Raw genomic sequence first — 13,603 nt, 5'->3', positions numbered from 1 at the left:
CACCCACCCAATTCAGCCAGATTTTCGGGTTTGTCCACGCCGAATCAGCAGAAACACGGCAGGAATCACGAACATCGACAACAGGGGTGCACTGACCATACCACCTACCATGGGTGCGGCAATGCGTTGCATAACCTCACTTCCTGTACCCGTACCCCACATAATGGGTATCAGACCCGCCAGAATGGTCAATACCGTCATGGCTTTGGGCCGAACGCGCAACACGGCCCCTTCACGAATTGCATCGAGCAAATCATCCTCCTCGATGACTCCACGCTTTACCCGGTTGGCCCAGCTTTGATTCAGATACAGCAGCATGATGATGCCGAACTCGGCCGCCACACCGGCCAAGGCAATGAAGCCCACGGCACCTGCCACTGACAAGTTGAAATCAAGTAACCACAGCAACCATGCGCCGCCAATTAGCGCGAAGGGCAGGGTGGCCATGATCAGCAAAGCCTCATCCACTTGCTTGAAAGTCATGTACAGCAAGACAAAAATGATCAGCAAGGTGAACGGCACCACCAACTTTAATTTCTCGGTTGCGCGTTCCAGATACTCGAACTGACCCGACCATGAAATGGAATAGCCTGCGGGCAAATTGACCTGTTCAGCCACCACCTGCTGCATGTCCAGCACCGCAGAACGCAAATCTCGCCCACGAATATCGATGTACACATACCCGGCCAGGCGCGAGTTTTCACTACGCAACATGGGTGGGCCATCGGTGATCTGAATGGTTGCTACATCTGACAGCACAATGCGCTGACCCGTGTCGGTGTATACGGGCAAGGCGCGAAGTCGGGTGAGTGAATCACGCAGTTCACGCGGGTAACGTACATTGATTGGAAAACGCTCCAGCCCCTCGACGGTTTCGCCAATGTTCATGCCGCCCACCGCACTTGAAATAATCGACTGAATATCGGAGATATTCATGCCGTAACGTGCGGCTTTGTCTCGATTAATATCAACATCAATGTAGCGCCCACCCGTGAGTCGCTCAGCAAATGCGCTGCTCACGCCTTCAATGTTCTTCACCGCCTTCTCGACCTTCACCGAGATTTGATTGATGGTGTTTAAGTCAGGGCCCGTCACCTTGACACCCACCGGGCTTTTTATACCGGTGGCCAACATGTCGATCCGGTTGCGAATGGGTGGCACCCAAATATTCGTCAAACCCGGTACCCGGACAATTTGGTCCAGCTCATCGACCAGTTTGTCGGCGGTCATGCCCTCACGCCATTCGTCTTTGGGCTTGAATTGAATGGTTGTTTCAAACATTTCCAAAGGCGCGGGGTCTGTGGCTGTTTCCGCGCGCCCCGCCTTGCCATACACACTTTCAACTTCCGGCAGGGTTTTGATCAAGCGATCCGTTTGCTGCAGCAATTCAGCCGCCTTGCCCACCGACAAGCCGGGTAAGGCCGTGGGCATGTACAGCAAATCGCCTTCGTCTAGCGGGGGCATGAATTCAGTGCCCAGCTTGGTGAGCGGATAAAAGCTGATGCCCAGCAACACCAGCGCCACAAGCACGGTGGTTTTGGGAAACTTCAACACAGCATCCAAGGCGGGCCGATAGGCCGCGATCAAGGCACGGTTAATTGGATTTGAATTTTCCGAGGGGATTTTTCCGCGAATCAGATAGCCCATCAACACGGGGATCAGCGTAACCGCCAAACCGGCGGAAGCCGCCATGGCATAGGTTTTGGTGTACGCCAGGGGCGAGAACAAACGCCCCTCTTGTGCTTCCAGCGTGAACACCGGAATAAAGCTGAGCGTGATGACCAACAGGGAAGAAAACAGGGCGGGCCCTACCTCCACGGCAGCATCACCAATCACGCGCCAGCGCTCGGCACCCGCCAGTTCCTGACCCGGATTGTCGTGTGCCCACTGTTCAAGATGCTTGTGTGCATTTTCAATCATGACCAGTGCAGCATCCACCATGGCCCCAATGGCAATGGCAATACCCCCCAGGGACATCACATTTGCATTCACCCCTTGCTGCTGCATCACGATGAATGAAATCAACACACCCAACGGCAGGGAAACAATCGCCACGAAAGCGGACCTGAAGTGCAACAAAAACACAAAGCACACCAGCGCCACCACAATGAATTCCTCAAGCAATTTAAAGCTGAGGTTGTCGATTGCATTGTTGATCAGTGTGGACCGGTCGTACACCGCCACCACCTCTACGCCTTGCGGCAAACCGGCTTTCAGGCTTTCAAGCTTGGCCTTCACTGCATCAATGGTTTGCAAGGCATTTTTTCCAGACCGCATAACGACAATGCCGCCCACCGACTCTCCATTGCCGTTCAGTTCACCAATGCCTCGGCGTATTTCGGGACCAATCTGTATGCGGGCCACATCGCCGAGCTGCACCGGAATACCGGCGAGGCTGGCCTTTAACGGTACAGACCGGAAATCCTCCAGATTCTCCAGATACCCCGTGGCCCGCACCATGTACTCGGCTTCGCCCAGTTCAATGACCGATCCACCCGCTTCCTGATTGCCATCATTAATCGCCTGGATCACCTGATCCAGGGTGATGCCATAGCCCGCCAGCTTTTGCGGATCCAGTTCAACCTGGTACTGCTTCACAAAGCCGCCCACCGAGGCCACCTCGGCCACGTTCTCGACCGTTTTCAATTCATAACGCAAAAACCAGTCTTGCAAAGCCCGCAGTTGCGACACATCCATGTTGCCCGTGGTGTCGCGCAGGGCGTATTGATAAATCCAGCCCACGCCTGTGGCATCGGGACCCAATACGCTTTTTGCCGAAGCCGGCAGCTGGTTTTGGGCCTGATTCAGGTACTCCAGCACCCGCGAGCGGGCCCAGTACAAATCCACACCATCTTCAAAAATAATGTAGACAAAACTGTCACCGAAAAAGGAAAAACCACGCACGTCTTTTGCACCTGGCACCGACAGCATGGTGGTGGTGAGCGGGTAGGTCACCTGGTTCTCAACAATTTGCGGCGCCTGCCCCGGAAAACTGGTGCGCACAATCACTTGAACATCGGACAAATCGGGCAGGGCATCCAGCGGCGTTTTGTACACCGACACCACGCCCCAGGCACTGATCATTACCGTGGCGATCAGCACCAGCAGTCGATTGGCGATCGACCAGCGAATCAGCATCGCAATCATCGTTGACCTCCACTGGGGCTGACGCCCAACATCAAGGGAAGATCATCCTCCTGTAGCTGAAACTCCATGTTGATCCGGTCACCCACTTTCAGGCTTTCACGCGGCAGTTGATCGGGCGCAGGCAGCATGAAGTCCATCGTCATTTCCGGCCAGCCAAGGCTTGGAATGGGCGCGTGGGTGACCGTGACCGAATCATCGTGCAAGGCCTCGACCACGGCCGAGGTGGTGTATTTTGCAGATTCGCCCGGCTCATTCAAGCGCGCTTCAAGCCCACGCAAGCTGGCTTCAGAATCAATCAGGAACTGGCCAGACAGCACCACTTCCTGACCCGCCTCCAGGCCTGCGAGCACCTCGGTTTGTCCACCAAACTCAATGCCTGTCTTAATTTCAACCGGCGAGAAGCGGCCATCCTCACCGGCCAGCATCACCACAGCACGGCGACCGGTCTGAATGACAGCCTCGGAGGGCACGATCAGGGATTGCGGCCTGCTGGTGTCCATGAACCGGGTTTGTACAAACATGCCGGGCAGCAACTTGTTACCCGGATTCTTCAGCACCAGGCGAGCCAGTACCGTGCGTGAATTGGCATTCACTTGTGGCAACACTGTTTGCACCTGGCCTTCAAACACCTGCCCTGGCATGGCTTGCGCGATTGCATTCACAGTGACACCAGGCTGCACGTAACTGGCCTGGCTTTCAGGCACTTCGGCCTGCACCCACACCGTGGAAAGTCCATTGATCTCCATCAAGGTGGTTCCCGGTTGCACGGTCATACCCTCACGCACCATCAACTCCGTGACCACGCCGCTACGGGGTGCCGCAATGGCGACGCGCGGCTGAACTTGCCCGCTTTGTTCCACCTGCCGTATTTGCGCTGTGCTCATACCCACTTGCAACATGCGTTGGCGGGCTGCATCTACCAATGGCTGCAAGTTATCGCCCTTCATTTTTCGCAAGGACAAAAATTCCTCTTGTGCCGCAATCCAGTCGGGCACGTACACGGTCAGCAAAGTTTGCCCCTGCTTCACCGGATCAAGCGTGGCAGTCACATTGAGTTTTTCCACATAACCCATGGCACGGGACTGCACCACCACCCGGTCACGTTCATTCCACTGCACGGCACCGCTGGCAGTAATTTCCGGTGCCAGCATGCCCATGCCCACCACCGCAGTGCGTATACCCAAGTTTTGCTGAATACGCGGGCTGACTTTGATACTGCTGGTGTCAGCAGTATCGGCACCCGAGTAGGCGGGTACCAGCATCATGTCCATGAAAGGGCTTTTACCCGGTGAATCGAATTTGCGGCCCGGCACCATGGGGTCGTGGTAATACTGCACAGTCAAGCCTGTTTCAGGATCGACATCACCCGCCTTGATCCCGTTTTCCATGTGTCTACGGGTGGCTGCCTCGCCCTGGGGAATATTCCAGGTGGACGGATCTTGCCCGTTGCCACCGGCCCCGGCAGGAGCACCAATGGGTGCCGACATCATTTCCATGCCTTGGCTCATGCCCAGTGCCCACAAGCCATAACCCCCACCAGCCAGCGCCGCCACTGCGAACACGCCGATCGCGATATGCGTCTTTTTCATTGTTGTACCTCTTCGGGAATCAGGTATTCCAGTTGCGCCCAAAGCCGGGCTGTGTCCATTTGAATACGAAGTTTTTCAATGCGCATGTCCAGTTCCATGCGGCGCGCCGCCAACACCTCGCTCAGGGTGCCGGTGTTGCCGCGATAGGCGTCTAGCGCGGCTTGCGTGCGTTGTTGGGTCAAGGGGATCAGGCTTTGATCAAAGTCGCTCAGCCGCTTCAAATTGCTTTGCCAGGTTTGTTGCCAGCGCTTGGTTTGTGCCAGGTGGCTGCGGTACAACTCGACTCGCTCTGAACGCGCTTTGGCCGCCATGGAATTGGCAGCGGCCACCGCCTGGTCTTGCCTTGAAGTTTGATCAACAAACAGGGGCCGGGAGGCACCCAGTGTGAGCATTTCAGAAAACTCCGGACCACGGCCTGCGTACATGACCGACAAAGTCCAATCTGCTGATTTTTCCTGCAGTTTGACTTCGGCATTGGCCAGCGCTGCATCTTCTGCTTTTTGCAGGGCGATGAGTTCCGGGTGTTTGTTCAGGCTTTCAGCCAAATCCACTTCACCCAGGCTGGAGCGCTTCAAATCAACATCGCTGCTCAACTCATTGCCTGCTGCATCGCCAACCCAACGGTGCAAATCGGCCTGCGCATTGTCCAACATGGCCTGGGTGTCTTGAACTCGCAAGTTCAGCAAGCCGAGTTCGGTGCGTGCTGTGAATACATCGGTTTGTGGCGCTTTGCCAGCGCGGAACAGCGCATCGGCCGCATCAATTTGCAGTTGCAATTCGGTGTGCTGGCTTCGCAGCAATTCAAGCATTTGTTGCAGGTACACCCGGTCCAGATACGCCTGCGCCGTGCCGGTGCGCAATTGACTCAAAGCCAATAGCTCGCTGGCTTGCGCAACCTCGGCATTTTTTGAAAACACATTGGCCTGGGCTTTGCGTTTGTCTTGCCGGGTGAAGGTTTGAGAAATACCCACCCCCCGCATGGTCATAAAGTCTGCGGCCAGGCTGAACTGATCAGGCCCGTTGGCTGGAATGTTGCTCACCTCCAGATTCAGCATGGGGTCGGGCAACTCGCCCGCGGCCACAGCCTCGCTTTGCGCAGCCTGCGCAGCAGCCTTTTGGGCGCGTACCGATTCTGAACGCTGTTCAGCAAGCTCAAGCGCAAGGCTCAGGCTGAGCGGCCCGGTCGAATGGCGCGTTTCAGGGGCAGCCAGTGCTTGCTCAAGCGTGTACTGTTGCTCGGCATGCACCCCGCCAAAATTCAACAACACAAACAGCGCAAAACCAATCAGCGCAATTCTCAAAATGACATGTTTACCCTGCATGGGCTTCTCCTGCATGGCGTATCAGCCATGAGAAACGAACACACAATCAGGCTGACCAGGGTCAGCCCAACGCTTAACTCAAATTGGTGTGATCAGGCCCGGGGCGGGCGTTCGGGAGAGCTTTGCTGAAAGGAAATTTGAAGCACCTGCTCTACAGTGGCATACACTGGTGAGGGGCTTTGGGGCGAGATGACTGCCGCTACATACGGCAAAGAGGGCACGGCACAACACAAGGGAGAACCCGCGAAACAGCCCTCGTCAAGGTGAACCGCTGAATCCATGGCGTGCTGCGTGTCTTGCATTTCGGCGCAACACGGCATTGCGTGGGCCATGCTTTGAAACATGAGCGCACACAGCAACAACACATGAACACCAATTCGACGCATCATTGGATGAAATCAACAAACTGCAGTAGATAAAGTGTAACACAGCCCATTTATGCCTCTGCAAGCGATGATGAGTCGCCCTTCTTCAATGAAAACCCGATGCGTACCCAGTCGCCATCGCACTGCGCAAAAGGTTCGCCCCCATGCAAACGGGCGATTGCGGCCACAATGGCCAAGCCCAAACCGTGGTTGTGGCCACTTTCATTGCGCGATTGATCCACCCGGTAAAAGGGTTCGAACAAATGCGGCACGCTGGCTGCGGGAATACACACACCCTTGTTGCTCACTGTGAAAAGAACCTGGCCCGCCACAGTGCTGTTGTCAATGTGAATGTGAATGGTGCTGCCCTCCTCGGCATAGCGAATGGCATTGGACACCAGGTTGGACAGCGCCCGCTTGATCAATTCAGAATCAACCCGAGCAGACGCATCACCGTGCAATTCAAATTGCAGATTTTTTTCTTCCAGCATGGCCTCCATGTAATCCATCACAGTCATGACAGGTTCACTGAGCTTGGCCACTACCCGAAAATCGTTGTACTGGCCCTGGCTGGCATGCGACAAAAACAACATGCTTTGAATGATGCGGTTCATGCGCTGCAGCTCTTCGAGGTGGCTGTGCAGTGCCTCCTTCAAATGCTCGGGATCGGGATTTTTTTCACGCAGCAGCAATTCATGGCTAACGGTAAGGCTGGAAAGCGGCGTGTTCAATTCATGCGCCACATTGGAATTGAATGAACGCAGTTGGTCGTGGTATTGCCCTACTTTTCCGATTAATTTATTGAACTGCTCAATGACCGGGTACAGCTCTTCGGGTTCATGCTCGGTCTTGATTCGTGCAGTCAGATCCGACGGATCAAAACTGGCGATTTTGCGCCCGAATTTATTCAATGGCTTTAATTCAAAGCGCGCCAAAGTGCCGCTTAGCAGCATAATGAACAAGCCCCAAACCACTGCCGCCACCGCAAACACGGCACCAATAAAGTTCAGGAATTTTTTGTCCTCTGACACATCCATGGCCAGCTCAAGATCGCGCATTGGCATAGTGCCGCCCAAGCCCACCAAAGAATGCATGTAAGTTTTTTTGTGCTTGACCTTGCTTAGCAACACCTGTGGCCCGTACAACACCTGATCATTTTCGCCGTGCACTTTGGCGCGCACATTGCCCAGGTTCAGCAGCAGTTCGTCTACACGGCCCCACATTTCTGTGGGCATCAATTCACTGTTGCGGGCCAGCACCTGCTCCACCGCATTTGCGGCACGTTCAAGCGTTTCCTGGTGTCGCACTTCTTGCCACATCCACACACAGTGATAGCCAAACACAGCGATCAATCCAACACCCACAATACTGAGGATCGACATTTGAAAAGAAGATCGCCTGGCTATTGAGCGCCTCATGGCTGGCTCTCCCCAGCGCGCAACTCCAGCACATAGCCCATGCCACGCACAGTGTGCAGAAGGGGCAAATTAAAGGGCTCGTCCATTTTGCTGCGCAAACGGCGCACGGCCACATCCACAACATTCGTTTCACTGTCAAAGTGCATGTCCCACACCAGCTCAGCCAATTCGGTGCGTGACAACACCTCGCCCTTTCTGCGCAACAGCAGCCACAACAAGCTGAACTCTTTCGCGGTCAAGCGCAGGTCTTGCCCAGCGCGTTTGGCCTGCCGCTTGACAGCATCCAGCTCCAGGTCAGCAAGACCCAAATGGCTGCTGTCAACGGTGGCATTTTGCTGCTGCCCCTGGGCACGGCGTGCCAGTGCATGCACGCGGGCCACCAATTCTGAAAATGCAAAAGGTTTGGTCAGGTAATCGTCGGCACCCGCCTGCAGGCCTTTGACCCGGTCTTCGACCATGGAACGGGCCGTGAGCATGAGCACCGGGATGTTCATGGTTTGGCGCAATGCGGCCAGCACGCCCAGTCCGTCCAGGTCGGGCAACATGCCATCGAGAATGATGAGTTCGTAATGGCCTTCAGTGGCCAGGTGCAAACCATCAATACCGTTGTGGGCTACATCCACCACAAAGCCTTCGGAGTTCAGCCCCTTTTGAAGGTAACTGGCCAACTTCTTCTCGTCTTCAATTACCAAAATTTTCATGGGCGCAACGTCGCTGTGCGTGAACAAACATGCCTTGAAGTATAGAAGGCACAAGTACTTTTTAAAATTACAAATTTGTAATGTGCGTGTGGGGCCTTGGTAATTCGACCCTGCGTAAAGTACGACTCATGCCAACGCAACAAAGCAACGGCAAAACTTGATGAAGTACCCCAAAAGGAGATTTACCATGAACGCACGTCAATTGATCGCTACTTCCGTATTGGCCATTTCAGCAACTGTACCAGCCGTGGTCATGGCCAACTCAGCAACCCAGCAGGGCGATGCCACCAGCCACGTGATCGCAGTAGAAAGCCAGCGCGACCAAGCCAGTCGCAATGCCGTACTGAATGCATACCAGAAAGCAGTACAAACTGGCGAATTCAGCCCAGTGGCCGGTGATGCAAGCAACCTGACCCACACCTCGAACTCTACAGCCACACGTGCTGAAGTATTGAGCAAAATCAAAGGCGTGAACCTGACCGAAGGTGATGCCAGCTAATCCATAAAACCAGTCATCTTGATGGTTTTCAAAGGGCGCCTGTGATTCCCCGCACAGGCGCCTTTTGTTTTAAGATGAGGGTCAACTTTGCACCCAAGCAGTCCTCATGTCGTCTAGCCAAAAACCCCCACGCAACAAAAACAGCAATGAATCGGCAGTGCCCTCGGGGCGGTTTGCGCGCTTAAGCCGTTTCGGTGCCTTGGCAACGACTGTAGCAGGTTCTGTTGTTAAAAATGGCACCAAGCAATTGGCCCAAGGCAAACGGCCCCAACTGAGCAAGCTGTTACTGACACCAAAAAATGCACTGCGTGTTGCGGATCAACTGGCGCAACTGCGCGGTGCCGCCATGAAGCTGGGGCAATTGGTGTCCATGGACGCCGGCGACATGCTGCCGCCACAACTCGCCGAGATCATGGCCAAGCTGCGGCAAGACGCCAAACACATGCCGCGCAAACAGTTGTTGGCTGTTCTTGAAAAAGAATGGGGTGAAAACTGGGATCAACGCGTTCGTGAATTCAATTTAACGCCAATCGCCGCTGCATCCATCGGCCAAGTGCATGAGGCCATTTCACTGACCGGTGAAAAACTGGCCATTAAAATTCAATACCCCGGTGTGCGCGACAGCATTGACAGCGACATTGACAACGTGGCGACCATTTTGCGTTTCACGGGCCTGGTGCCCAAAACATTCGACCTGGCTGCGCTGTTGACCGAAGCCAAAAAGCAGTTGCACGAAGAGGCCGATTACCTGCGTGAAGCCGAATGCATTGTGAAATACACCAAGGCACTGGGTGAGGATGAACGGTTTGAAATTCCCACCGTGGATTCAAGCCTGACCACACGCGGTATTTTGGCCATGCGCTATGTAGAAGGCGTGCCCATTGAACAAATGGCCCATGCCACACAGCCAACACGCGACAAAATTGCCACCACCATGTTTGAATTGTTGTTCAAGGAATTGCTGGGCATGCAGCTGATGCAAACCGACCCGAATTTTGCAAACTACCGCTACAACCCCAAAACCGGCAAAGTGGTGTTGCTGGATTTCGGTGCCACCCGCAGCTTTGAGAAAGAATTGGTAGACGGGTATGTCGACGTGATGAATGCGGCGCAGGCCGCAAGCCGCAGTTTGATGGAAAAAGCAGCCACCCGGATTGGTTACTTTGACTCGACCACACAAGCCCACCACCGCGATTTGGTACTGGACCTGATGGAACTGGCTTGCGAGCCCTTTTGTACCCCAGGTGAATTCGACTTTGGCAACACAGACCTTGCCGCAAGAATTCGCGACAAGGGATTCGCGCTGGGTGAAGACCGAAAATTCTGGCATGCCCCACCCATTGATTGCCTGTTCATACACCGCAAACTGGGAGGCCTGTTTTTACTGATCACCCGCCTGAAAGCACGGGTGCATGTTTCACAGTGCGTTTAAATCACGACCAGACTCCTTGTCGGATTGATCGCACAACTGTTCCGAATCCTTCTGGCCAAACATCCAGAACAAGGCGGGCGTTAAATAGGTATCCAGCAAGGTAGAACTGATCAAGCCACCAAATATCACCACCGCCACCGGGTGAAGTATTTCGGTACCCGGCCGCTGCGCCTCGAACAACAAGGGCGCAAGTGCAAACGCGGTGACCAATGCCGTCATCAACACCGGGCTTAAACGCTCTTGCGAACCACGAACAATCATGCTGTGGTTAAACGTTTCGCCCTCAAAACGCATCAGGTTGATGTAGTGGCTCACTTTTAAAATGCCGTTGCGCACCGAGATCCCCGCCAGCGTAATAAAGCCAATCAGCGCTGCCACCGACAGGGGCTGCCCCGACAACCACAAGCCCAACACGGCACCCACCAAGGCCAGCGGAATATTGCCCATGATAATCAAGGACAAACGCATGGACTGGTAACGGCTGTACAGCACGGCGAACATGAGTGTCAGTGAGACCAGCGACAGCAAACCCACCAAGCGCGTGGCTTGCCTTTGAGCTTCAAACTGACCACCCAGGGTAATGAAATACCCTTGCGGTAAATTAAAACTGGCTGTGGTGACCCGAATATCCTCGACCACTTGCGACAAGGCTCGCCCCTGCGCATTGCCCGAAATCACGATTCGCCGCTTGCCATCGTCGCGGCTGATCTGGTTGGGACCATCACTGTCTTCAATCGTGGCCAGTACCCGCAAGGGCACAGCACCATTGGGTGTTTGTATCAGCAGTTGCCCAAGTTGCTCAAGGCTGCGGTTTTCCTCGGCCAACTTAAGCACCAAAGCAAATCGCCGGTTGCCTTCAACCACCTGTGCAATTTTTTCGCCTTCCACCAAAGCCTGCAAACTGTGCAATATCTCCGAAACGGGCACCCCGTACTGCGACGCGGCATCGTAATTCACACGCACCTTGATTTCAGGGGCCAACACCTGTTTTTCCACTTCAAGGTCGACCAAACCATCGATGCGTGAAAGCTGCGCACGCAGTTGCTCGGCCGTGCCGCGCAGCGTGTCCAGGTCTTCGCCAAACACCTTGATGGCAATTTGAGAACGCACGCCAGAAAGCATGTGATCCAGGCGGTGCGAGATGGGCTGCCCCACCGCAATGGCCGCCGGCAAATTTTGAAGCCGTGAACGAATATCGGCATTGATCTCATCCATGGAGCGGGTCATTTCCGAAGCTGGAATCAAGCCAATGTCCAGCTCGGACGCATGCACCCCTTCCGCATGCTCATCCAGTTCGGCCCGGCCACTTCGGCGACCAATGTGGGTAATTTCCGGAACGCCCTTCAAAAGCTGTTCCGCTTGTGAGGCCAGTCTTGAAGACTCCTCCAGCGTGACACCCGGATTCAAGCGAAGCCCCATCACCAAACTGCCTTCATTGAAAGGCGGCAAAAATGTTTTGGCAAAGAAAGGCACGGAAAACCCCGCCACCAGCACAGCACCTAATGCCAAGGTGATTGCAGGTTTGGGATTGTTCAGCACACGCTGCAAGCTGTGTTGGTAATGGTGCTTTAACCACGCCAGCACCTTGGTGTCGCCATGGTCCAAATTCTTGATACGCGGCAACAGGTAGTACGACAACACGGGCGTGACTGTGACGGACACAATGAGCGAGGCCAGCGTGGACACGATGAATGCAATGCCTAGGGGCACAAACAACTTGCCTTCAATGCCGGGCAACGCAAACAATGGAATGAACACCAACACAATGATTGCGGTGGCGTACACAATGCCGGTTCGCACTTCCAGGCTGGCTTGTCGCACCAACCCCACCAAATCAAAAGGCACGCCAGGGTGTTTTGCGCGTTGCTCTTTCAGGCGGCGCAAAATGTTTTCGACATCCACCACCGCATCGTCTACCAAACCACCAATGGCGATGGCCAAACCACCCAAGGTCATGGTGTTGATCGACAAACCAAAGTACTTGAACACCAGCGCGGTGATAAAAATTGAAACGGGAATGGCCGTGAGCGCAATGACGGTTGGGCGTAGCGTGCCCAAAAAGAAGAACAGCACCGCTGCCACAAACACCGAGGCACCGATCAACTTGCCTTGCAAGGTAGTAATGGAGGCCTCGATGAAACTGGCTTGCCGGAAGGTCACCCGTGGTTCTTCCATGCCCGCAGGCAAAGCGCCTTTCATGGCGTTCAACGCGTTTTCAATTTGCTGGGTCAGCTCAATGGTGTCTGCATCGGGCTGTTTTTGAATACCCAGAATGACCGCTGGCTTGCCTTCATAGCCAGCATCACCCCGCTTCACCGCAGCAGCAAATTCCACCTGGGCCACCTGCTTAAGCAACACGGTTTGACCGTTGCGCGAATCCACTGCAAGGTTTCGCAAGTCCTCCAGCGACGACGTTCTTCCCAAATGCCGAATCAGGTACTCCCGACCATTGAGCGACAAGAAACCACCCGATGTGTTGGAAGCAAAGCCACTCAAGGCACGCTGCAAATCATCAATCGAAACACCCGATTCAACCATGCGCTGCAAATTGGGTTGCACCTGAAACTGGCGTACCTCGCCCCCAATCGGAATCACCTGCGCCACGCCCTGAATGGACAACAAACGCGGCCTTAACACCCAGTCTGCATATTCCCGCACATCCATGGGTGAGGTTTTCGCCACATCGATGGGAATGGCAATTTGCATGATTTCGCCCATGATGGAACTGACAGGCCCCATGGTGGGCGCAAGCCCGGCGGGAATGGATTCTTCCATGCTGCCAAGCCGCTCGGACACCATTTGGCGCGCACGGTAAATTTCAACATCCCAATTGAAAGTGATATAGAGAAAAGAGAGCCCGGCACTGGACACCGAACGGATCACTTCCACGCCCGGCAAACCGTTCAGTGCCGCCTCCAGCGGAAAGGTAATCAGTTGTTCCACTTCTTCCGGGGCCATGCCACCGGCCTCAGTAATGACCGTGACCGTGGGCTTGTTCAAATCGGGGAACACATCCACGGGCGTTTGGGTCAGCGTGAATGCGCCATACAGCGTAAGAATCAGCGCACCGAGCAACACCAGCAGGCGGTTTTTCAGGCTGTTCTCGAGTAATAGTTGAAACATGCTGCCG

General features: G+C 54.7%; 9 protein-coding genes. 2 read left to right on the top strand and 7 right to left on the bottom strand.

Translation table 11 applies throughout. From position 1 onward, the window contains the following. Positions 1-12: 12 nt before the first annotated feature. From ACVL1J_RS02745 to ACVL1J_RS02720, 6 genes are all read right to left on the bottom strand, one after another. Complete coding sequence (locus ACVL1J_RS02745) at positions 13-3,147, bottom strand: efflux RND transporter permease subunit (RefSeq protein ID WP_341237331.1); 3,135 nt, start codon at positions 3,145-3,147, stop codon at positions 13-15. Beyond that, entirely contained in the window at positions 3,144-4,736 is a 1,593-nt protein-coding gene (locus ACVL1J_RS02740) for an efflux RND transporter periplasmic adaptor subunit (RefSeq protein WP_159569226.1), read from the bottom strand. The genes ACVL1J_RS02745 and ACVL1J_RS02740 overlap by 4 nt, the downstream gene beginning before the upstream one ends. Continuing rightward, positions 4,733-6,058, bottom strand: a complete 1,326-nt coding sequence (locus ACVL1J_RS02735) for a TolC family protein (RefSeq protein WP_491665092.1) — start codon at positions 6,056-6,058, stop codon at positions 4,733-4,735. The genes ACVL1J_RS02740 and ACVL1J_RS02735 overlap by 4 nt, the downstream gene beginning before the upstream one ends. A 92-nt stretch (positions 6,059-6,150) precedes the next feature. Beyond that, on the bottom strand, positions 6,151-6,447 hold the full coding sequence (locus tag ACVL1J_RS02730; protein WP_159569228.1) for a hypothetical protein: 297 nt from the start codon (positions 6,445-6,447) through the stop codon (positions 6,151-6,153). A gap of 47 nt (positions 6,448-6,494) precedes the next feature. Then, positions 6,495-7,805 (bottom strand): ATP-binding protein, encoded by a 1,311-nt coding sequence (locus ACVL1J_RS02725; RefSeq protein WP_236550822.1) that lies wholly within the window; start codon positions 7,803-7,805, stop codon positions 6,495-6,497. Positions 7,806-7,837: 32 nt separating this feature from the next. Next, the gene (locus ACVL1J_RS02720) at positions 7,838-8,542 is read right to left on the bottom strand and encodes a heavy metal response regulator transcription factor (RefSeq protein ID WP_159569230.1); all 705 of its coding nucleotides are present in this window, start codon (positions 8,540-8,542) and stop codon (positions 7,838-7,840) included. A 187-nt stretch (positions 8,543-8,729) separates the two neighbouring features. Here ACVL1J_RS02720 and ACVL1J_RS02715 point away from each other — a divergent pair, with 187 nt between their 5' ends. Beyond that, positions 8,730-9,041, top strand: a complete 312-nt coding sequence (locus tag ACVL1J_RS02715) for a hypothetical protein (RefSeq protein WP_159569231.1) — start codon at positions 8,730-8,732, stop codon at positions 9,039-9,041. A 106-nt stretch (positions 9,042-9,147) separates the two neighbouring features. Continuing rightward, positions 9,148-10,473: an ABC1 kinase family protein gene (locus ACVL1J_RS02710; protein ID WP_394673162.1), complete on the top strand. Its 1,326-nt coding sequence runs from the start codon at positions 9,148-9,150 to the stop codon at positions 10,471-10,473. On the opposite strand, the gene ACVL1J_RS02705 is transcribed toward ACVL1J_RS02710, so the two are convergent. Continuing rightward, a complete protein-coding gene (locus ACVL1J_RS02705) occupies positions 10,459-13,596 on the bottom strand; it encodes an efflux RND transporter permease subunit (RefSeq protein WP_491665091.1) in 3,138 nt (1,045 codons plus the stop codon). The two genes, ACVL1J_RS02710 and ACVL1J_RS02705, sit on opposite strands and share 15 nt — an antisense overlap. Positions 13,597-13,603 lie beyond the last annotated feature (7 nt).

The organism is Limnobacter sp. G6BE5S, assembly GCF_058448965.1.
The sequence above is the reverse complement of the archived record's forward strand: the minus strand, read 5'-3'. Positions and strand labels throughout refer to the sequence as shown.